The following is a 20272-nucleotide window of genomic DNA, read 5'->3' on the forward strand; positions in this document are numbered from 1 at the left end:
AGTTAATCCAGTAAAGAAAGGGTGACGGGCGTGAGGTGATTGTCCTCGACGCGCACTTGCAGTTCGCCTTCGCCCAGCCTGGCCTTCAAGCGTTGACCGTTTTGAGTTTGCGCGGCGCTGCGGATGGCATTGCCCTTTTCATCGAGCAGAATGCTGTAGCCACGACCCAGGGTGGCCAGCGGGCTGACCACATGCAGGGTCTGCATCTGGCTGTGCAGCTGCATGCGGCGCGCCTTGAGGCCTTCACGCATGGCTCGGGGCAAGCGCTCGGCGAGGCTGTCCAGGCGCTGGCGCAGCATGGCCAGCTGGCGGCCCGGATGCTGTGCGGCCAAGCGGGTTTCCAGGCGGATCAGGCGTTCGCGGCGGGTGTTGAGGCTGCGCTCGAAAGCCCGGCGCATACGCATGTCCAGGTCATCCAGGCGCTGGGCTTGCTGGCGCAGACGTTCGCCGGGGTGGCGCAGGCGTCGCGCCAGGCCGTCGAGGCGCAAGCGGTCGCGCATCAGGCGGTCGCGGATACGCATCACCAGCCGGCGGTGCAGGCTGTCGATACGCCGTTGCAGGTCGCTGGAGTCCGGGGCCAGCAACTCGGCTGCGGCTGACGGGGTAGGGGCGCGTACATCCGCGACAAAGTCGGCGATCGACACGTCGGTTTCATGGCCGACAGCGCTGACGATGGGCGTGACGCAGGCATCGATGGCGCGGGCCACGGCTTCTTCGTTGAAGCACCACAGGTCTTCCAGCGAGCCGCCGCCGCGGGCCAGGATCAGTGCATCAAAGCCCCGTGCATCGGCCAGTTTGAGCGCCCGGACGATCTGCGCCGTGGCTTCGCGGCCTTGTACGGCGGTGGGGATCAGGGTCAGTTCGACTTGCGGCGCCCGGCGGCGGAACACGCTGATGATGTCGCGAATCACGGCCCCGGTGGGCGAGCTGACAATGCCGATGCGCTGCGGGTGAGCGGGCAGGGCGACCTTGCGCTCGGGGCTGAACAGGCCTTCGGCGCTGAGTTTTTCCTTCAGCGCATCGAAGGCCAGGCGCAGCGCGCCGTCGCCAGCGGGTTCCACGGTGTCGAGGATCAACTGGTAATCGCCACGGCCTTCAAATAGCGAGACTTTGCCGCGTACCTTGACCGCCAGGCCGTCCTTGAGTGCCTGACGCACCCGTGCTGCGTTGTTGCGAAATAGTGCGCAACGCACCTGGGCACCGCTGTCCTTGAGGGTGAAGTACACGTGGCCAGAGGCCGGGCGGGCGAGGTTGGAGATTTCGCCTTCTACCCAGATATTGCTGAATACGTCTTCGAGCAGCACCCGCGCCCGGCCATTGAGCTGGCTGACGGTCAGGACTTCCCGGTCGAGATTGAGTCTTGCAAAGGGGTCTTTAATCATGCGGGCCATCATAAGGGCGGATTGTTATCACTGCACCTGTCTGATAGAAGTCTGCGCACTTAAAACAAGGAAGCAGAGCAATGGAGTTGCCGTTCAGTGGTGGTGAGTGGGTGTTGCTGGAACTGGCCATTGCCCTGGCCTATATCGTCTTTGGTGTGGCCGGGTTCGGCACGGCGCTGGTGGCCGGGCCACTGCTGATCCTGTGCCTGCCGCTGTCGAAAATCATCCCGCTGCTGGTGCTGCTGGATTTTGTCGCGGCATTTGGCAACTGGCTGCCGTCGCGTCGGGATGTGGCGCGGCCCGAGTTGCTGCGCTTGCTGCCGTGCATGGCGATTGGTTGTGTGATCGGCGTAGGGTTTTTGCTGAACCTCAAGTCCGACCTGTTGCTGCTGTTGATGGGACTTTTTATCACGGCTTACGCCTTGTACAGCCTGGCCGTTAAGGTGAAACCGACACAGGTCGCTGCTGGCTGGGCCATCCCCACGGGGATCACGGGTGGATTGTTTGGGGCGTTGTTTGGCAGTGGCGGTTTTTTGTATGCGCTTTATCTGAATGCACGCTTGCCCAAGGACGCAGCCCGCGCCACCCAGAGTGCGTTGATCAGTTGCAGCACCATGGTGCGCCTGACGCTGTTTGTACTTGCGGGCGTATATGCCGACGGCGCGTTGCTGTTGCTGGGCGCCTGCCTGTTGCCGGCGATGGCACTGGGGCTGTGGATTGGCCGACGGCTGACGCGCAAATTGTCCCGCGAGGCGTTTGTGCGGCTGGTAACGTGGCTGGTGCTGGCCAGCGGTATTGCGCTGATCGCGCGTTACCTGAGCGCTTGACCTTGCGGGGCGAGGCTTTAAGCTGCGCGCCTGATCCTGCCCGCTCCCACAGATCCAGTGTGTTGCCCTTATCTCACGTACATGTGCCGTCCCCATGAATTCGCAAAGCATCATCGTTCCCAAAATCTCCACCTTGCCGGTGCATGAGCCGCGTGCCCGGGCCATCGTGCGCTGGCTGGTGCGCAAGAACATCATCGAAGAAGAGCTCACCACCTGCGGCCGTACGGGCAATGGCATGGCCTATGCCATCGCGCCCGGTGCCCGTGAGGTGGTGTTGCACCCCGAGGCGCTGCCATTCGGTGAGCCGGTCAATGGCCTGGAGATCATCACCAAGCGTTGCATCTATACGCCGGCCAAAGGCTTTCTTGAAGAAGCCGGTTGCGCCGAGTGCCGCAAGGAAGTGGGCGAGGCGCTGTTCGACAGCCTCGAAGACTGGATGCCGGGGCGTACCGACAATTTCATCTGCCCGTTGTGCGCCCATGAAGACGACATCAACGGTTTTCTGTTTTTGCAGGCGTGTGCGTTCTCCAATTTGGGTTTTATTTTCAACAACTGGGCCGAAGCGGGCTTCAAGCAAAGCTTTCTCGACGAGTTCGCCGACTGGCTCGACCAGCCGGTGGCGTGGGTGAAGGTCGAACTGTGACCGATGGTGTGGGAGCGGGCTTGCTCGCGATGGTCGTTAACGATGACGCGTATTTACTGAGTAAATGCGGTGCTCTGAAGACCATCGCGAGCAAGCCCGCTCCCACACTTGAACTGCGTTCCTCTTAAGTGAACTGTATTGCGCTCCCACAGAGGGTTTTTTGCCCACTTGCTGTCCTGAGAGTCAATAAATCATTGGCCCTTAGCGCAAAACTCTCTAAAGGTTTCCGTTGAGAGAGCCGGGTGTTTTGAGTACAATGGCGCGCTTCCATTTTCCCGCTCGGGAGCCCCAGCGATGCTGCGTATCAGCCAAGAAGCACTCACATTCGATGACATCCTTCTCGTCCCCGGTTATTCCGAGGTTCTCCCGAACGAAGTCAATCTAAAGACTCGTTTGACCCGTGGCATTGAACTGAATATTCCGCTGGTTTCCGCTGCAATGGACACCGTAACTGAAGCCCGTCTGGCAATCGCCATGGCTCAGGAAGGCGGTATCGGTATCATCCACAAGAACATGACCATCGAGCAGCAAGCTCACGAAGTTCGCAAGGTCAAGCGTTTCGAAGCCGGCGTGGTTAAAGAGCCGATCACTATCGAGGCGGATGCCACGGTACGTGAACTGCTTGAACTGACCCGCCAGCACAACATTTCCGGCGTTCCGGTACTGCACAATGGCGACCTGGTCGGCATCGTGACGTCCCGTGACGTACGCTTTGAAAACCGTCTGGAAGCTACCGTTCGTGACGTGATGACGCCAAAAGAGCGTCTGGTCACGGTCAAGGAAGGCGCCGACAAGGAAGAAGCCCGCGAACTGTTGCACAAGCACCGCATCGAGCGCGTGCTGATCGTCGACGACAACTTTGCCCTCAAAGGCATGATGACCGTTAACGACATCGAAAAAGCCAAGGCTTACCCGTTGGCCAGCAAGGACGACCAGGGTCGTCTGCGCGTGGGCGCTGCGGTCGGCACCGGCAAGGACACCGCTGATCGCGTGGCCGCCCTCGTGGCTGCCGGCGTTGACGTGGTAGTAGTCGACACCGCCCACGGTCACTCCAAAGGCGTGATCGACCGCGTACGTTGGGTCAAGCAGAACTTCCCTGAAGTTCAGGTCATTGGCGGCAACATCGCCACTGGCGCTGCTGCCCTGGCCCTGGCTGAAGCCGGCGCTGACGCAGTCAAGGTCGGTATCGGCCCTGGCTCGATCTGCACCACCCGCATCGTTGCCGGTGTTGGCGTTCCGCAAATCAGCGCAATTGCCAATGTGGCCGCTGCCCTTGAAGGCACTGGCGTACCGTTGATCGCCGACGGCGGCATCCGTTTCTCGGGTGACCTGTCCAAGGCCATCGTTGCCGGTGCGTCCTGCGTGATGATGGGGTCGATGTTTGCCGGTACTGAAGAAGCACCAGGCGAAATCGAGCTGTACCAGGGCCGTTCGTACAAGGCTTACCGTGGCATGGGTTCGCTGGGTGCAATGTCGCAGTCCCAGGGCTCCTCTGACCGTTACTTCCAGGACTCCTCCGCGGGTGCCGAGAAGCTGGTGCCGGAAGGTATCGAAGGTCGCGTGGCGTACAAAGGCTCGCTGACGGCGATCATTCACCAACTGATGGGCGGTCTGCGTTCCTCGATGGGTTACACCGGCTGTGCCGACATCGAGCAAATGCGTACCAAGCCTGAGTTCGTGCGTATCACCGGCGCTGGCATGGCTGAATCCCACGTCCACGACGTGCAGATCACCAAGGAAGCACCCAACTATCGCGTAGGTTGATAGTGGTCGCGCCCGGGTTCACGCCCGGGTGCGATACGAATTAAATCACCGGGGCTGTTTGATTCAGCCCCGTGTCGTTTCTGAAATTAATCGAGATTTTGTCATGGCCCTCGACATTCACGCTCACCGCATCCTGATCCTGGACTTCGGTTCCCAGTACACCCAGCTGATCGCCCGCCGCGTGCGCGAAATCGGCGTTTACTGCGAACTGCACCCGTTCGACATGGACGACGCAGCGATCCGCGAATTCGCCCCTAAAGGCATCATCCTGGCCGGTGGCCCGGAGTCGGTACACGAAGCCGGCAGCCCGCGCGCCCCACAAGCTGTATTTGACCTGGGCGTACCGGTTTTCGGTATCTGCTACGGCATGCAGACCATGGCCGAGCAACTGGGCGGCAAGGTTGAAGGTTCCGAGCTGCGCGAGTTCGGTTATGCCCGCGTCGACGTGGTTGGCAAAAGCCGCCTGCTGGACGGCATCGAAGACCATATCGACGCCGACGGCCTGTTCGGCCTGGATGTGTGGATGAGCCACGGTGACAAGGTCACCAAGATGCCGTCCGACTTCCACATTCTGGCCAGCACCCCAAGCTGCCCGATTGCTGGCATGTTCAACGACGAGCGCGGCTACTACGGCGTGCAGTTCCACCCGGAAGTGACCCACACCAAGCAGGGCGGTCGTATCCTGTCGCGCTTTATCCTCGACATCTGCGGCTGTGAAGCCCTGTGGACGCCGTCGAAAATCGCCGAAGACGCCATTGCCAACATCCGTGCCCAGGTCGGTACCGACAACGTACTGCTGGGCTTGTCCGGCGGCGTTGACTCCTCGGTGGTGGCAGCTTTGCTGCACAAGGCCATCGGCGACCAGTTGACCTGCGTATTCGTGGACAACGGCCTGCTGCGCCTGCACGAAGGTGAGCAAGTGATGGCCATGTTCGCTGAGAACATGGGCGTCAAGGTGATCCGCGCCAACGCTGCCGACCAGTTCCTGAACAACCTGGCTGGCGAAAGCGACCCGGAGAAAAAGCGCAAGATCATCGGCCGTACCTTTATCGACGTGTTCGATGCCGAATCCTGCAAGCTGGAAAACATCAAGTACCTGGCCCAGGGCACCATCTACCCGGACGTGATCGAGTCGGCTGGCGCCAAGAGCGGCAAGGCTCACGTCATCAAGTCGCACCACAACGTGGGCGGCCTGCCGGATGAAATGAACCTCAAGCTGGTTGAACCGCTGCGTGAGCTGTTCAAGGACGAAGTCCGTCGTCTGGGTCTGGAACTGGGCCTGCCGTACGACATGGTCTACCGTCACCCGTTCCCGGGCCCGGGCCTGGGCGTGCGCATCCTGGGTGAAGTGAAAAAGGAATACGCCGACATCCTGCGTCGTGCTGACCATATCTTTATCGAAGAACTGCGCAAGGCCGACTGGTATCACAAAGTCAGCCAGGCATTCGTGGTGTTCCAGCCGGTCAAATCGGTTGGTGTTGTAGGCGATGGCCGTCGTTACGCTTGGGTTGTTGCCCTGCGTGCCGTAGAAACCATCGACTTCATGACCGCACGTTGGGCGCACCTGCCTTACGAGCTGCTGGAAACCGTGAGCGGCCGGATCATCAACGAAATCGAAGGCATCTCCCGCGTAACTTATGACGTGTCGAGCAAGCCGCCGGCAACGATCGAGTGGGAATAATCGGGCGTCCGGCATAGTCCGGAATCCGTTAGCAAGAACACCCTGAAGCCCGCTTAATTGCGGGCTTTTGGCTTTTTGGGCCTGGCAAATCCTGGCGACTTTGGGCATCGCCAGGCAGCGTGTTCAGGTGGCTTAGTCATGGAGCCGCGCTGATTACGGGCTAGAAGTTATCCATCGCGTGACACATCGGCACCTTGCCATCAGGCTTCGGCTCGACAGCTACCCATTGCATGCCGTCAGCTGAAAGCTGATCCAGCAGGAATGAACAGTCTGCCGACATCGATGCCTGCACCTGGTAATCCACCCCGGGCCGAGGTACGAAGGTCATGGTCCTGGCGCACTGCCGGGCATATTGCAGGCGCCCCAGGTAATGGAGCGCAATCGGTTTGTTCGCCGGCACTACCAGCTCTGACGAGACTGCACCAGCCAACGAATAGATAGGCCCGGCAATGCCGAGGTTTTCGCCGTTATGGTCGGGGAAACCGGATTTCGCCGACGCCATCACCCCCGCACCCGGCACATTCCAGTCCAGGCAGTCACGCCCCGGCACGGCGCGCACCAGGCCGTCGGTGAGCAGGCGAATACGGGCGGTCTCGCCGCTCTGCGGGGGGATGTAGCCGGTGGACAGCGAACGCACGTTTGCCACTTGGCCGCAGCCGCTGAGCGCCAGCAGAACGGCGGGGATTACAGTGAACAGTCTCATCAGGCAATCGACTCGCAGGGGCAGGTTAAGGCTGGCGGCAGTTCTGGCTGACTGACAGGTGCGGTGCAGGTTCATAGGACACGCGCTGCAAACCATCGCCGTCCTGGAACAGGAAGTACTTGGTGCGACAGTCCTTGAACATTGCCGAGTAACCCTCGGCCCGGAAGCCTTGACCCTCCACCTGCTTGGTCACGGTATTGTTGCGGCTGACCACTTCAAGCACCTTTTGATAGCTGTCCCCCATGTTGACCCCGGGTTCGCCGGTGATCGCGGTCGAGGAGGCGCAGCCGCCCAGTGCTGTTGCCGCCAGGGCCAATGCGGCACCATACAGTCCGTTGCGTAGATTGTTCATTCCCTGTGTCCTTTTGGTGACGGATTAACGGCGGCCGTCGCACACCGGCGATTCTCCAATACGACCGAGCTTGCACATGTCCAAATTATCTTTGCGTTTGTAGCCTGCGTCTTTCATGCAATAGAAGTTCAGTAACCTCACATCGATTGGCGACCTGTCTCCTGCACCATCAACATTGGTATATCCGCACGCCCGCATCGCAGCAATGATCCCGGTCTGCGATACGCCCTCCTTGTACCATTTTGTGTAATCCGGAGCCGGCGGTTGAAAGCCCCTTCCCGTGCAGCCAACCAGTAACAAAGCGCAAAAACTCAACAGCCGGTTCCTGGTAAACATGGCGTCCTCCCTCATGATATGACTGGAACAACCTGTGACACGCCGCAGTCTGACTCTTTTTCTAGAAAGGCCTGCGCATTCCCGCGCGGAGTGTGTGAGCGATCATTACCGGCGGCCTTCGCATACGGGTGATTCGCCAATACGGCCTAGCTTGCACAGGTCGATTTTATCCCTGCGCGAGAACCCTGCATCTTTCATGCAGTAGAACCGGGTCAGTACAACATCAATCGGCGAGGTATCTCCCACGCCATCAAGATTGGTATAACCGCAAGCACGCATGGCGTTGTCGACGCCTGATTGGGTGACCCCCTTTTTGTACCACTGTGTGTAGTCCCCTGGTGGCGGTTGAAAGCCTCTGCCTGTGCAGCCAACCAGTAACACAGCGCAAACACTCAGCAGCAGGCTCTTGGTGTACATGGCGTTATTCCTTGGGATTTGACGCGGGTAGAGAGCGATGCGCCGATATCGTATAGGGAACTTTCGTTCAACCAATGGTTCCATACGATCCCTCTCATAGACTGTTCAAGGATCGAATGAAAACATATCTGGCAGTTCCGTTAGCAATCACGCTCGCCCTTGTGATGACCGGTTGCAGTAGCCGTAAGGCGGGTGATCTCACTTCAACGCCGGTAGTGCCACTGGCCATGAGTGACCATCAAGCCAGCTTGACCTTCCGTACCATCGGCGGGGAGGGTGATCACCCTGTCAGTTACATGTACGGGTATTCCGACGGTCGAATGGATGACGCGGGTGATCGTGTTTATGACACTGCTTACTTCAAACGCATACCGGCCTATCTGAAGAGAATTGGCGGTGGCACTGACAGCATCAGCAAGCTGGTCGATGCAGACAAAGTGGTGCACGTGGAAGGGACGGTCAAGGCCAAGCAGTTCACCTTCAACGGTATTCCAATGCCTACGCCGTTCGACAAAGAGCAGCCTGTTGCGCAGCAATTCACGCCACAAGCCAAGAAGAATTACGTGGTTGAAACCGTGATCGCCGACACTTGGGTCATGAACGTGTATGAAGTCAGCGCAACCGGTGAGCGCAAAACCGTTGGCGTTCAAAAAAATAATGGCGTCGCAAACTGACTCAGCAAAAAAGAGCATGAGTCCGTTTTGATGTGAAAAAGGCGATCAACTCTTGGTGTTGATCGCCTTTTTTGTGGCCGGTGTTCGAAATCATCAAATTTTCGACGCCAATTATTTGAACGTCGCTATTGCTCGAAAAGCAATTGAGCTTAGTTCGATTGATTCATACGCGTTATTAAAACCTCATCCATAAATAATACAGGCTTCAACCAAAACAATTGGTTAGACGTGCTGTTTTTGCTGAAGTCAAAATACTGACAATAAAAGCCAGTTGCATCCTCCCTATAAGTCGGTGATTTATCATGATCAAGATCATGGCCTACTTGTTAATAGGAGTTGTCACTGCAGGATGCAACGGATTCGTGAAGCCAGACATGTCGGCGTCTGTTAATGACTCGTACTTTGCTGTCTTTTCGGGATTTCCCATACCGTTCATGTATATGGCCTCGGCCGTGCAATGGAATGAAGATTACGCCGTCACCACAGGGCACACGCCCTTTATCCCCAACGTTGCGTACCGTTGCAGCACACACTGCGATCTGGTCTTTATCAAGCACAAAGCTAACGGCCGCTATCCGGCATGGCGTGCATCGCGCGTGGGCGAGAGCATTACGGCCGTGGGCGTGAGCCCTTACCTTGTGACCACAACGGGCAAGGGCAAGGTTTATAAAACACCCTTCAGCAATACCGAAGAACGTAGCGGTGACCTGTATGCCATCCATGATGCCCCGCTGGTCAAGGGCATGTCGGGTGGGCCGGTAATCGCCAGTGACGGTTGTGTGGTGGGGATCAATGCCGGTTTTTATTCGACCAGCCTGAACAGTGCGATTACTTTGCCCGAGTTGAAGGGCGCGCAGAGGGTGAGCATCTTTATTCCGTACTCGATCATTGCGCGGGAATGGGGGATGTTGCAGGCACAGCTTGATGGAGGGCGTGGTTCGAAGTTTGTGGCCAAGTAATTCAAGAGCCCCTCACCCCAGCCCTCTCCCGGAGGGAGAGGGGGCTAAAAGCCAAAGCAGATCTGTGCAGCACCACCAGCCGGCGCCCCCTCCCTCCGGGAGAGGGCTGGGGTGCTTTTGATGTCAGCGCCGCGCCACATCCGAAAAGTAAAACTTGTCCAGCGTATGCCGCGACTCGGTGTACTCGAACTGGCGCCCATCCTGCAAGAACGTCTGGTTGCTCACCACTATCACATGGCTCTGACCATCGAGGTCCAGGTGCTGCTGGTCGTCTTTACTGCGCGGCACCGCTTCGATGGTGCGCTGGGCATAGCTGATCTGCAGGTTGAGAGTCTGCTCGATATAGGCATAGATCGAGTGCTCGGCAATGGCTTGATCCAGCCCCGGGATCAGGTCGCTGAGAAAATGGTTGATGTCCAGAATCACGCGCTTGCCATCAATATGGCGTACCCGCTTGATCCGGGTGATCAGGCTGCCCGCTTCAACATCGAACTTTTCGCACAGCGCCCCTTCGAGCGGAAATCGGGTGAATTCCACCACCTCGGTACTGACGTTGCCACCCAGGCGCGGGTAGGTCTCCTGAAAACTGACGATACCGCCCAGCTGGAACTCGATCGGGCTGGATGACAATACAAAGGTGCCCTTGCCGTGGATTTTCTGGGCAAAGCCACGCTCCTGCAGTTGTTCGATGGCCTTGCGCACCGTGCCGCGGCTGGCCCCGTAGCTGGCCATCAATTCGGTTTCGGACGGCAGGCGGGCACCACGGGCCAGGCGTTCAGTGGTAATGCTGGCAAGCAGATCGGTGTAGATCTGATTGTATTTGGTCATGACGAAGGCTCTATGCCGATTGGGCTCGGGGCCCGGAACCTTAAGGGCTGGAGGGAAGGCAGCGCAAGCCCGCGGAAGAAAAATCACTAACTCGTCTGTACCAGTTGTTGCTTTAACTCGTACAGACGAGTATTTTTTTGCTTCGGCGGTGCTGCCACAGCGACGCTCCATAATAAAAATTCAAGCGGAGACCACGCATGAGCCACGACTACTCCCAGATCGCCAGCGAGCTGTTGCACAGCCTTGGTGGTGCCGCCAACGTTGAGCAGGCCGCGCATTGTGTGACGCGTTTGCGCCTGGCGCTCAAAGACCCGAGCCTGGTGGACAGCGCCAGCCTTAACCAGATCGATCTGGTGAAAGGTTCCTTCTTTACCGGCGGCCTGTACCAGGTGGTGATCGGCCCCGGCGAAGTCGAAAAGGTCTACGCTGCCCTGCGCGAGCAGACCGGCCTGGCCGCTGCCACCATCGCCGACGTCAAGCAGCAGGGCGCCGACAAGGCCAACGCCATGCAGCGCCTGGTGCGCGTGTTCTCCGATGTGTTTATGCCCATCCTGCCGGCGCTGATCATTGCCGGCCTGCTGATGGGCGTGAACAACCTGCTCGGCGCCAAGGGCATGTTTATCGATGGCAAAACCCTGCTCGATGCCTATCCGCAACTGGACGGGGTATGGAGCCTGATCAACCTGATGGCCAACACCTCTTTCGTATTCCTGCCTGCCCTGGTGGGCTGGTCGGCGGCCAAGCGCTTTGGTGGCAGCGAAATCCTTGGCATCGTCCTGGGCCTGATGCTGGTTCACCCCGACCTGCTCAATGCCTGGAACTACGGCAAGGCCGTGGCCGGGCTGGAGGGCCAGAGCCTGCCGTACTTCAATATCCTGGGCCTGTTCCAGATCGAGAAAGTGGGCTACCAGGGGCAGATCCTGCCGATCCTGTTGGCCGCCTATGTGATGAGCGTGATCGAAAAATGGCTGCGGGCGCGGGTGCCCAATGCCATTCAACTGCTGGTGGTACCCATCACCACCATCGTCATTACAGGCGTGCTGGCGCTGGCGATCATCGGCCCGGTGACCCGTCACCTTGGCATCCTGATTACCGAGGGCGTGGTGCTGTTGTTTGATGTGGCCCCAGTGCTTGGCGGGATGATTTTCGGGCTGTTGTACGCACCGCTGGTGATCACCGGTATGCACCACATGTTTCTTGCCGTGGACCTGCAGCTGATTGCCAACCACGGCGGCACCTTTATCTGGCCAATGATCGTCATGTCCAACCTGGCCCAGGGCAGCGCGGCGCTCGGCGTGTTCTACATGAGCCGCAATGTGCGTGAGCGCAGCATGGCTTCGACCTCTGCGGTATCGGCGTATTTCGGTATTACGGAACCGGCGATGTTCGGGATTAACCTGCGCTACAAGTTTCCGTTTTATGCAGCGCTGGTCGGTTCGGCGCTGGGCAGCATTTTTCTGTCACTGAACAAGGTGCTGGCCTCGGCCATCGGGGTTGGCGGCCTGCCCGGTTTTATCTCGATCATTCCGCAGTACATCCCGATGTTTGTGATCGGCATGCTGATGGCCATTGTCGTGCCGTTTGTCCTGACCTGTGCCCTGAGCCTGAAAATCATTCGCCCCGGCTATCGCGTGGCGTAGCACATCCATTTTCTGTAGTCGCAGCCTTCGGCAGCGGCTACAACGTCCAAGCAAGGAACACCCCATGCAAGACTGGCAGCGCTCGGTGATCTATCAGATCTACCCCAAAAGTTTTCACAGCCACGCGGGCAACGCCACCGGTGACTTGCTCGGGGTGGTCGACAAGCTTGATTACCTGCAGTGGCTGGGTGTGGACTACCTGTGGCTGACGCCGTTTTTACGCTCGCCCCAGCGTGACAACGGCTATGACATCAGCGATTACTACGCCATCGACCCGAGCTACGGCAGCATGGCCGATTGCGAGTTGCTGATCCGCGAAGCCGGTGCCCGCGGCCTCAAGCTGATGCTCGATATCGTGGTCAACCACACCTCCATCGAGCACGAATGGTTCCAGCAGGCGCGCAGCAGCCTCGACAACCCGTACCGCGACTTCTATATCTGGCGCGACCAGCCAAACAACTGGGAATCCAAGTTCGGTGGCTCGGCCTGGGAATACGAGGCGCAAACCGGCCAGTACTACCTGCACCTGTTTGACCACACCCAGGCCGACCTCAACTGGGACAACCCCAAGGTGCGTGCCGAGGTCTACAAACTGATGTGTTTTTGGCGGGACAAGGGCGTGGGCGGTTTCCGCCTGGACGTGATCAACCTGATCTCGAAACCGGCGCACTTCCCCCAGGACGACAGCGACGGCCGCCGCTTCTATACCGACGGCCCCAACGTGCATGAGTACTTGCAGGAAATGCACCGCGAAGTGTTTGCCGGCCACGATCTGGTCAGCGTCGGCGAGATGTCGTCCACCAGCCTTGAGCACTGCATCCGTTATTCGCGGCCCGACAGCGAGGAGCTGTCGATGACCTTCAACTTTCATCACCTGAAGGTCGATTACCCGAACATGCAAAAGTGGCAGCGGGCTGATTTCGACTTCCTGCAGCTCAAGGGCATCCTGTCGCACTGGCAAACCGGCATGCAGGCGGGTGGCGGCTGGAACGCGCTGTTTTGGTGTAACCACGACCAGCCCCGTGTGGTCTCGCGTTTTGGTGATGACGGCGAACACCGCGTGGTCTCGGCCAAGATGCTGGCCACCGCGTTGCACTTTCTGCAAGGCACGCCCTATGTCTACCAGGGCGAAGAAATCGGCATGACCAATCCGGGGTTCGAACATATCGAGCAGTACCGCGATGTCGAAACCCTGAATATCTATCGCCTCAAGCGTGAAGCAGGTGTGCCTCACGACGAGTGCATGGCCGCGATCAAGCAAAAGTCGCGGGACAACGGCCGCACGCCGATGCAATGGGACCCTCAGCCCAACGCCGGTTTCAGCAGCGCCGAGCCGTGGCTTGGCATCCCCGCCAACGCGGCGTTTATCAACGTTGAAGACCAGCGCAATGACCCGGCTTCGGTGCTGCATCACTACCGTCACTTGATCGCCTTGCGTCGCGCAGAGCCGTTGCTGAAACACGGTGAATACCGTCTGTTGTTGCCCGAGCACAAGCAGGTGTGGGTCTATGTGCGTGAGGGCGCTGGCGAGCGTCTGCTGGTGATCAATAACTTCTACGGCACGCCCTGCGACTTCGAATTGCCTGAAGGGGTGATTGCCGCGGACATGAGCCAGCGGCTGCTGATCAGCAACTACGACGACTGCCCGGTGCGCAGCAACAGGATCTCGCTGCGGCCCTATGAGTCTTTCGTGCTGCACCTGAACACCTGAAGCTGGATTCCTCTGTGGGAGCGGGCTTGCTCGCGATTCAGGCAACTCGACAGGCCTGAATCAACACGGTGTGACTATCGCGGGCAAGCCCGCTCCCACAGAAATATGGCTGTAATCACATAACAATAAAAAAGGTCGTGCAATGAAATCTTCACTCAACCACAGCATTTGTATCGCCAGCCTGTGCCTGCTGGCGCCACTTTCTGTCAACGCCCTGGAGTTTGCCGGGTACCTGCGCAGTGGCGTGGGCAACTCGCTCAACGGCGGCAAGCAATCCTGCTTCAAGCTGCCCGGCGCCGAGGCCAAGTACCGGTTGGGCAACGAGTGCGAACAATACGCCGAGCTGGAACTGCGCCAGGACGTCTACAGCTTCGACGATGGCTCGGTGCTGAGCGTCGATGGCATGGCCTCGCTGTACAACCAGTACGATCGCCAGCTGACGTTTCAGGGGGACAACGGTTCGGCACGCCTGCCGCAGTTGTATGCGCAATGGTCCAATCTGCCGAGCCTCAACGGCGGTTCGCTGTGGGCCGGACGTCGTTACTACAAGCGTAACGATATCCATATTTCCGACTTCTACTACTGGAACCAGAGTGCGACCGGTGCCGGTATCGAGGACGTGTTGATCGGCGGCCTCAAGTACAGCTACGCCCTGTCGCGCAAGGACAACCTCTACCAGGAAAACTACGTCACCCGTCACGACTTCAACGTCGCCGGTTTCAACACCAACCCTGGCGGTCAGCTGGAGTTGGGCCTCAGTTATCTGGACAAGCCCGAGCGCACCGATGCCCACAGTGGCTGGGCCATTACCGCGCAGCATGTGCAAAGCGAGTTCCTGGGGGGCAAGAACAAATTTGCCGTGCAGTACGGCGAAGGGTCGGGCACCGGCCTGGGTTATACCGGCGACTTTCGTCTGGATAACAGCAGCAAGCGCTACCGGATTGTCGAGTTTTTCGACTGGCAAGTGACGCCGCGTTTCGGCGGGCAGGTCGAGGCGGTGTACCAGAAGGATTTTCGCCCCGACGGCGGCAATCAGGAGTGGCTGTCGTTGGGCGTGCGCCCCACCTATGCGATCAGCGAGCAGTTCAAGCTGGTTACCGAGCTGGGCCATGACCAGGTCAAGGCCGCAGATGGTACGCGCAAGCTGAGCAAGTTCACCTTTGCGCCCACCTGGTCCCCCAAGGGCCCGGGTTTCTGGACGCGCCCGGAAGTGCGCCTGTATTACACCTATGCCAGCTGGAACGCTGCCGCGCAACGTGCGGCCAATGAGTTCGACGCCGGCTCGGCGCTGTCCGACAGCGGTGCATTTGGCTCGGCCCGACACGGTTCCAACGCCGGTTTGCAAGTCGAGTACTGGTGGAAGTAAGCGAGCTGTCGGGGCTCGCGCTCCATCGGCATTTAACTGAATCAACTGCAGGTGAAGTCATGGTCACATCCCCACAAGTGGAATTGCTGGCACCGTTGTCCGGTGTGTTGATGGCGCTGGATAACGTGCCCGACCCGGTGTTTGCCAGTCGCCTGATTGGCGACGGCCTGTGTATCGACCCGACATCGCAGGTGCTCTGCGCGCCGCTGGCCGGGGTGGTCAGCAACCTGCAGCACACCGGCCACGCCATCAGCATCACGGCGGCCGACGGTGTGCAGGTGTTGCTGCATATCGGTCTGGATACGGTAAATTTGGGCGGCAAGGGCTTCACGGCGCTGGTCGAGGAGGGCCAGCAGGTGACCGCGGGGCAGGCGTTGATCGAGTTCGATGCAGACTACATCGCCCTGCATGCCCGCAGTTTGTTGACCCTGATGCTGGTGGTGAGCGGCGAACCCTTTGTGGCCCCGTCAGCGGGTAACGTTCTGGTCGAAACCGGCCAGCCGCTGCTGCGCCTGCAACTGCAGCAGGCCCGGGCGCAAGCCGAGGTGCAAACCGGCAGCGCACAGCACTCGCAGCCGCAGCTTCTGCCCAATCCCAACGGCTTGCATGCCCGACCTGCAGCAGTATTGGCCCAGGCGGCGAAAGGCTTTGCGGCCACCATCCAATTGAACAAGCAGGGCGAGAGCGCCAATGCCAAGTCGCTGGTAGCGATCATGGCCCTGCAGACGGTGTGCGGGGACAGCGTTCACCTCAGTGCCACCGGCCCTGATGCCGGGCAAGCACTCAAGGTACTGGGCGAACTGCTGGCGAGCGGCTGCGGTGAGACGGTCACCGTTGTGGCGGTCGAAACCGCGCCGGTGGCAGCGCCTGAACCTGAAGCCAGTGACGAGTTGCGTGGGGTTTGTGCATCACCTGGCTCGGCATTCGGGCATGTGGTGCAACTGACCGCAAGCGCGTTGCAGATCAGCGAGCTGGCAACCGACCAGCCCCGCGAGCGCGAGCAGTTGCAACAGGCGTTGGCAAGTGCCTCGGCGCAGTTGCAAGTGTTGTGTGACAACGCCGCGGGCAAGGCGCAAGGCGAGATTTTCAAGGCCCACCAGGAATTGCTGGAAGACCCGGGCTTGCTGGAACAGGCCTTCGGGTTGATCGCGCAGGGCAAGAGCGCAGCCTTCGCCTGGCAAAGCGCTACCCATGAGACGGCGACCTTGTTCAAGGGCCTGGGCAACCGCCTGTTGGCCGAGCGGGCGCTGGATCTGGAGGATGTTGGCCAGCGTGTGCTCAAACTGATCCTCGGGGTGCAGGACAGCGCGCTGGAGTTGCCGGAACAGGCGATTCTGATAGCCGAACAACTGACCCCGTCACAAACCGCAACGCTGGATACGCGCAAGGTCGCAGGCTTTGCCACGGTCGGTGGCGGTGCCACCAGTCACGTGGCGATTCTGGCCCGGGCGCTGGGCTTGCCGGCGCTTTGCGGTATGTCACCGCAGGTGCTGGCGCTGGCCAACGGTACGGCGGTGTTGCTTGATGCGGATCAGGGGCAGTTGCATCTGCAACCGGATCCGCAACGGGTCCAGCAGCTCACAGCCCGGCGTGCCTTTGAGCACCAGCGCCAGCAGCAGGATTTGCAACAGGCGGCATTGCCGGCCTGTACCCGGGACGGGGTGCGCATCGAAGTCAGCGCCAATATCGCGTCCCTGGCCGAAGCCGAACAAGCGATGAACCTGGGCGCAGAAGGGGTTGGTTTACTGCGCTCCGAGTTTCTCTATCTGGAGCGCAGCAGCGCCCCCGGCCATGCCGAGCAGGTTGCCACCTACAGTGCCATCGCCCGCGCCGTGGGTACCGGGCACAACCTGGTGGTGCGCACCCTGGATGTGGGCGGTGACAAACCCCTGGCCTATGTGCCGATGGAGCATGAGGCCAACCCGTTTTTGGGCCTGCGCGGGATCCGCCTGTGCCTGGATCGCCCGCAACTGTTGCGTGAGCAGTTCAGCGCGATTCTGGCCAGCGCCGACCTGACTCGCCTGCATATCATGTTGCCGATGGTCACGCAGTTGTCCGAGTTGCGCATGGCCCGCCAGTTGCTCGAAGAGCAGACGCTGGTGCTGGGGATCACGACCCTGCCCAAGCTGGGGATCATGATCGAAGTACCGGCAGCGGCGTTGATGGCGGACCTGTTTGCCCCCGAGGTCGACTTTTTCTCCATTGGTACCAACGACCTGACCCAGTACACCCTGGCGATGGACCGTGACCATCCGCGTCTGGCCAGCCAGGCCGATAGCTTGCACCCGGCGGTGTTACGCCTGATCGCCAGCACCGTCAAGGCCGCCCATGCCCACGGCAAATGGGTGGGGGTATGTGGCGCGCTGGCCTCCGAGACGCTGGCGGTGCCAGTGTTGCTGGGGCTGGGGGTGGATGAGTTATCGGTGAGCGTGCCCTTGGTCCCGAGTATCAAGGCGCGGGTTCGGCAGCTGGATTATGCCGAATGCCAGGCCCTGACGCAGCGCGTGCTCGGCCTGGAGTGTGCAGGGCAGGTGCGGGCTGCATTGCAGTCAATGGTGCAACCCATGACCGAGTTGGAGTATTGAACATGTTCGATAAAGTGCTCAAAGCTTTCTGGAAGGCCCTGACCCCCGATCTGGTGGCGGATGAGCCGGGCAAACCGGCGTCGACCCTGGATAAAACAGTGCTGGCCGCGCTGGGCGGTGCCGGCAATATCAAGACCGAACAGCGGGTGGCCTTGACCCGGATCCGTGTGGAGCTGGCCGATATCACCCGTCTGGATCCGCAAGCCCTGCGTGTGGCGGGGGTGCCGGGCATCTTGAGCCTGCCGGGCGGGGTGGTGCATCTGGTGGTGGGGGTGTAGACCCAGTCCAACGGCCCTTGGGTGGGAGCGGGCTTGCTCGCGATAACAGCGCTGCGGTGTACCTGTAACACCGCAGTGATCCCATCGCGAGCAAGCCCGCTCCCACAGGGGGGGTGTTTGCCTGCCGACTGTGACCCTTCGCCACCCCGCCCTTACTGTTTCGCAACTGCAGGTGTATCGTATTCGCCTTTTGCGGGCCCAACGCCCGCGCCGGATACGAGAGGTAGTTGAATCCATGTCCTTTACCCGTCGACAAATACTCGGTGGTCTGGCCGGCCTGGTAGTGGTGGGTGTTGGCGCAGGAGGCGCTTCGCGTTACTGGCTGGGCAAGGTGGCCGCCGAGAACGCCGGCCACGATTACGAGCTGATCAGCGCGCCACTGGACGTCGAGCTGGTGCCTGGTCATATCACCCAGGCCTGGGCCTTTGGCCCTTCGGCGCCCGGCACCGAGCTGCGGGTGCGCCAGGGCGAGTGGCTGCGGGTACGCTTTATCAACCACCTGCCGGTGGCGACCACCATCCACTGGCACGGTATCCGCCTGCCCCTGGAAATGGACGGCGTGCCCTACGTCTCGCAATTGCCGGTATTGCCGGGTGAATACTTCGATTACAAGTTCCGCGTACCCGATGCGGGCAGCTACTGGTATCACCCCCACGTCAACAGCAGCGAAGAACTGGGCCGTGGCCTGGTCGGCCCGCTGATTGTCGAAGAGCGCGAGCCCACCGGTTTCAAGCACGAGCGTACCCTGAGCATCAAGAACTGGCATGTGGACGAAGAGGGTGCCTTCCTGCCGTTCAGCATCACCCGCGAGGCGGCCCGCGGCGGTACGGCGGGGCGGCTGTCGACGATCAATGGCGTGCATGTGCCGACCATTGACCTGCCTGCCGAGCAGATCACCCGCGTGCGCATTCTCAACCTCGACAACACCCTGACCTATCGCCTGAATATCCCCGGCGTGGAAGCGATGATCTACGCCCTGGACGGCAACCCCATCGTGCCACGGCCGCTGGGCAAGGACTACTGGCTGGGCCCGGGCATGCGCATTTGCCTGGGGATCAAGGCCCCGGCTGCAGGCGAGGAGCTGTCGTTGCGTGACGGCCCGGTGCGTCTGGGTACCCTGCGCTCGGTCGCCAGCGCCGATGCGCCAGCTGAGTGGCCACCGGCGTTGCCCGCCAACCCGATTGCCGAGCCTGACGTGGCGAATGCCGAGAAGATCAACTTCAACTTCGAGTGGGTCGGTTCGGTGTCCGAAGACCTGGGCCCCGATCAGCCGCCGAGCCTGTGGCAGATCAACGGCGTGGCCTGGGATATCAAGGACAAGACCTGCGCCGACCGGCCGATTGCCAAACTCAAGCTGGGGCAGAGCTATATCTTCGAGTTGAAGAACATGACCCAGTACCAGCACCCCATCCATTTGCACGGCATGAGCTTCAAGGTGCTGGCGTCCAACCGCAAAAAGATCATCCCGTATTTCACCGACACCTACCTGCTGGGCAAAAACGAACGTGCCCGCGTGGCGCTGGTGGCGGATAATCCCGGCGTGTGGATGTTCCACTGCCATGTGATTGATCACATGGAAACCGGCCTGATGGCCGCTATTGAGGTTTCCTGATGCGACAAGGGCGTCAACCCCGGATCATCGACCGCAGCCGCGATCAAGACTTTATGCGTGAAGCCCTGGCCCTGGCGGCCCAGGGTGCGGCACTGGGCGAAGTGCCGGTGGGCGCGGTGCTGGTGCAGGACGGTGAAATCATTGGCCGTGGCTTCAACTGCCCGATCAGCGGCAGCGACCCCAGCGCCCATGCCGAGATGATGGCCATTCGGGCCGCCGCCACGGCCGTCAACAACTACCGGCTGCCGGGCAGTACCCTGTATGTGACGCTGGAGCCGTGCAGCATGTGTGCGGGGCTGATCGTGCATTCGCGGGTGGCGCGGGTGGTATACGGCGCGCTGGAACCCAAGGCCGGGATTGTACAAAGCCAGGGGCAGTTTTTTACCCAGGGCTTTCTGAATCACCGGGTGCTGTATGAAGGCGGGGTGTTGGCTGACGAGTGCGGGGCGATCCTCAGCGAGTTCTTCAAGGTCAGAAGAGCTCGCTGAACCTGTGGGAGCGGGCTTGCTCGCGA

Annotated in this window: 19 protein-coding genes; 13 read left to right on the forward strand and 6 right to left on the reverse strand. The window is 60.1% G+C overall.

The annotated features are described in order from the left end of the window. Positions 1-2: 2 nt before the first annotated feature. On the reverse strand, positions 3-1382 hold the full coding sequence (gene xseA / locus AB3G35_RS07650) for an exodeoxyribonuclease VII large subunit (protein WP_167380444.1): 1380 nt from the start codon (positions 1380-1382) through the stop codon (positions 3-5). Positions 1383-1462: 80 nt separating this feature from the next. Here xseA and AB3G35_RS07655 point away from each other — a divergent pair, with 80 nt between their 5' ends. The 4 genes from AB3G35_RS07655 (at position 1463) to guaA (ending at position 6297) form a co-directional block, all read left to right on the forward strand. Further along, positions 1463-2209, forward strand: a complete 747-nt coding sequence (locus AB3G35_RS07655) for a sulfite exporter TauE/SafE family protein (RefSeq protein ID WP_016779628.1) — start codon at positions 1463-1465, stop codon at positions 2207-2209. Positions 2210-2303: 94 nt separating this feature from the next. Continuing rightward, positions 2304-2852: a sugar ABC transporter ATPase gene (locus tag AB3G35_RS07660; protein WP_083369794.1), complete on the forward strand. Its 549-nt coding sequence runs from the start codon at positions 2304-2306 to the stop codon at positions 2850-2852. Positions 2853-3146: 294 nt separating this feature from the next. Continuing rightward, a complete protein-coding gene (gene guaB, locus AB3G35_RS07665; RefSeq protein WP_016779630.1) occupies positions 3147-4616 on the forward strand; it encodes an IMP dehydrogenase in 1470 nt (489 codons plus the stop codon). Positions 4617-4719: 103 nt separating this feature from the next. Continuing rightward, positions 4720-6297, forward strand: coding sequence for a glutamine-hydrolyzing GMP synthase (gene guaA / locus AB3G35_RS07670; protein ID WP_016779631.1), 1578 nt, complete (start codon positions 4720-4722; stop codon positions 6295-6297). A gap of 160 nt (positions 6298-6457) precedes the next feature. Here the strand turns inward: guaA and AB3G35_RS07675 are convergent, their stop codons facing one another. The 4 genes from AB3G35_RS07675 to AB3G35_RS07690 form a co-directional block, all read right to left on the reverse strand. Continuing rightward, on the reverse strand, positions 6458-7000 hold the full coding sequence (locus AB3G35_RS07675; protein WP_106116249.1) for a hypothetical protein: 543 nt from the start codon (positions 6998-7000) through the stop codon (positions 6458-6460). Positions 7001-7025: 25 nt separating this feature from the next. After that, a complete protein-coding gene (locus AB3G35_RS07680; protein WP_016779633.1) occupies positions 7026-7352 on the reverse strand; it encodes a hypothetical protein in 327 nt (108 codons plus the stop codon). A 24-nt stretch (positions 7353-7376) separates the two neighbouring features. Then, a complete protein-coding gene (locus AB3G35_RS07685; protein WP_106116248.1) occupies positions 7377-7688 on the reverse strand; it encodes a hypothetical protein in 312 nt (103 codons plus the stop codon). 105 nt (positions 7689-7793) lie between these two features. Continuing rightward, a complete protein-coding gene (locus tag AB3G35_RS07690; RefSeq protein ID WP_106116247.1) occupies positions 7794-8105 on the reverse strand; it encodes a hypothetical protein in 312 nt (103 codons plus the stop codon). 116 nt (positions 8106-8221) lie between these two features. On the opposite strand from AB3G35_RS07690, the gene AB3G35_RS07695 reads away from it, so the two are divergent. Both AB3G35_RS07695 and AB3G35_RS07700 read left to right on the forward strand, forming a co-directional pair. Further along, a complete protein-coding gene (locus AB3G35_RS07695; RefSeq protein WP_203304639.1) occupies positions 8222-8779 on the forward strand; it encodes a hypothetical protein in 558 nt (185 codons plus the stop codon). Positions 8780-9081: 302 nt separating this feature from the next. After that, entirely contained in the window at positions 9082-9738 is a 657-nt protein-coding gene (locus tag AB3G35_RS07700) for a trypsin-like peptidase domain-containing protein (RefSeq protein WP_106116245.1), read from the forward strand. A 123-nt stretch (positions 9739-9861) separates the two neighbouring features. Here AB3G35_RS07700 and treR read toward each other — a convergent pair whose 3' ends face one another. Further along, positions 9862-10566 carry a trehalose operon repressor gene (treR, locus tag AB3G35_RS07705; RefSeq protein WP_106116244.1) on the reverse strand — a complete coding sequence of 235 codons (705 nt, stop codon included), beginning with the start codon at positions 10564-10566 and terminating at the stop codon, positions 9862-9864. A gap of 197 nt (positions 10567-10763) precedes the next feature. On the opposite strand from treR, the gene treP reads away from it, so the two are divergent. The 7 genes from treP to tadA all read left to right on the forward strand — a co-directional run bounded on the left by treP (position 10764) and on the right by tadA (position 20246). Next, positions 10764-12206 carry a PTS system trehalose-specific EIIBC component gene (gene treP, locus AB3G35_RS07710; RefSeq protein WP_016779639.1) on the forward strand — a complete coding sequence of 481 codons (1443 nt, stop codon included), beginning with the start codon at positions 10764-10766 and terminating at the stop codon, positions 12204-12206. Between the two features lie 64 nt (positions 12207-12270). Beyond that, on the forward strand, positions 12271-13917 hold the full coding sequence (treC, locus tag AB3G35_RS07715; protein WP_106116243.1) for an alpha,alpha-phosphotrehalase: 1647 nt from the start codon (positions 12271-12273) through the stop codon (positions 13915-13917). A 142-nt stretch (positions 13918-14059) separates the two neighbouring features. Further along, a complete protein-coding gene (locus AB3G35_RS07720; protein ID WP_016779641.1) occupies positions 14060-15283 on the forward strand; it encodes a carbohydrate porin in 1224 nt (407 codons plus the stop codon). Positions 15284-15342: 59 nt separating this feature from the next. Next, on the forward strand, positions 15343-17868 hold the full coding sequence (gene ptsP / locus AB3G35_RS07725; protein WP_106116242.1) for a phosphoenolpyruvate--protein phosphotransferase: 2526 nt from the start codon (positions 15343-15345) through the stop codon (positions 17866-17868). Positions 17869-17870: 2 nt separating this feature from the next. After that, positions 17871-18146 carry a PTS transporter subunit EIIB gene (locus AB3G35_RS07730; protein ID WP_016779643.1) on the forward strand — a complete coding sequence of 92 codons (276 nt, stop codon included), beginning with the start codon at positions 17871-17873 and terminating at the stop codon, positions 18144-18146. A 235-nt stretch (positions 18147-18381) separates the two neighbouring features. Continuing rightward, positions 18382-19758 carry a multicopper oxidase family protein gene (locus AB3G35_RS07735; RefSeq protein ID WP_106116241.1) on the forward strand — a complete coding sequence of 459 codons (1377 nt, stop codon included), beginning with the start codon at positions 18382-18384 and terminating at the stop codon, positions 19756-19758. Beyond that, complete coding sequence (gene tadA / locus AB3G35_RS07740) at positions 19758-20246, forward strand: tRNA adenosine(34) deaminase TadA (RefSeq protein WP_203304641.1); 489 nt, start codon at positions 19758-19760, stop codon at positions 20244-20246. The genes AB3G35_RS07735 and tadA overlap by 1 nt, the downstream gene beginning before the upstream one ends. The last annotated feature ends 26 nt before the right edge of the window (positions 20247-20272 follow it).

The organism is Pseudomonas sp. WC2401 (assembly GCF_041200115.1).
GTDB classification, from domain to species: Bacteria; Pseudomonadota; Gammaproteobacteria; order Pseudomonadales; family Pseudomonadaceae; genus Aquipseudomonas; species Aquipseudomonas fragi.

What these genes read in the sequence shown, in the direction of transcription:
- AB3G35_RS07735 (WP_106116241.1), top strand. Translation starts at nt 18,382, where the DNA reads ATGTCCTTTACCCGTCGACAAATACTCGGTGGTCTGGCCGGCCTGGTA.
- AB3G35_RS07730 (WP_016779643.1), top strand. Translation starts at nt 17,871, where the DNA reads ATGTTCGATAAAGTGCTCAAAGCTTTCTGGAAGGCCCTGACCCCCGAT.
- xseA (WP_167380444.1), bottom strand. Translation starts at nt 1,382, where the DNA reads ATGATTAAAGACCCCTTTGCAAGACTCAATCTCGACCGGGAAGTCCTG.
- treP (WP_016779639.1), top strand. Translation starts at nt 10,764, where the DNA reads ATGAGCCACGACTACTCCCAGATCGCCAGCGAGCTGTTGCACAGCCTT.
- tadA (WP_203304641.1), top strand. Translation starts at nt 19,758, where the DNA reads ATGCGACAAGGGCGTCAACCCCGGATCATCGACCGCAGCCGCGATCAA.
- guaA (WP_016779631.1), top strand. Translation starts at nt 4,720, where the DNA reads ATGGCCCTCGACATTCACGCTCACCGCATCCTGATCCTGGACTTCGGT.
- AB3G35_RS07700 (WP_106116245.1), top strand. Translation starts at nt 9,082, where the DNA reads ATGATCAAGATCATGGCCTACTTGTTAATAGGAGTTGTCACTGCAGGA.
- AB3G35_RS07690 (WP_106116247.1), bottom strand. Translation starts at nt 8,105, where the DNA reads ATGTACACCAAGAGCCTGCTGCTGAGTGTTTGCGCTGTGTTACTGGTT.
- ptsP (WP_106116242.1), top strand. Translation starts at nt 15,343, where the DNA reads ATGGTCACATCCCCACAAGTGGAATTGCTGGCACCGTTGTCCGGTGTG.
- AB3G35_RS07660 (WP_083369794.1), top strand. Translation starts at nt 2,304, where the DNA reads ATGAATTCGCAAAGCATCATCGTTCCCAAAATCTCCACCTTGCCGGTG.
- AB3G35_RS07695 (WP_203304639.1), top strand. Translation starts at nt 8,222, where the DNA reads ATGAAAACATATCTGGCAGTTCCGTTAGCAATCACGCTCGCCCTTGTG.
- treR (WP_106116244.1), bottom strand. Translation starts at nt 10,566, where the DNA reads ATGACCAAATACAATCAGATCTACACCGATCTGCTTGCCAGCATTACC.
- AB3G35_RS07675 (WP_106116249.1), bottom strand. Translation starts at nt 7,000, where the DNA reads ATGAGACTGTTCACTGTAATCCCCGCCGTTCTGCTGGCGCTCAGCGGC.
- AB3G35_RS07685 (WP_106116248.1), bottom strand. Translation starts at nt 7,688, where the DNA reads ATGTTTACCAGGAACCGGCTGTTGAGTTTTTGCGCTTTGTTACTGGTT.
- AB3G35_RS07655 (WP_016779628.1), top strand. Translation starts at nt 1,463, where the DNA reads ATGGAGTTGCCGTTCAGTGGTGGTGAGTGGGTGTTGCTGGAACTGGCC.
- guaB (WP_016779630.1), top strand. Translation starts at nt 3,147, where the DNA reads ATGCTGCGTATCAGCCAAGAAGCACTCACATTCGATGACATCCTTCTC.
- AB3G35_RS07720 (WP_016779641.1), top strand. Translation starts at nt 14,060, where the DNA reads ATGAAATCTTCACTCAACCACAGCATTTGTATCGCCAGCCTGTGCCTG.
- treC (WP_106116243.1), top strand. Translation starts at nt 12,271, where the DNA reads ATGCAAGACTGGCAGCGCTCGGTGATCTATCAGATCTACCCCAAAAGT.
- AB3G35_RS07680 (WP_016779633.1), bottom strand. Translation starts at nt 7,352, where the DNA reads ATGAACAATCTACGCAACGGACTGTATGGTGCCGCATTGGCCCTGGCG.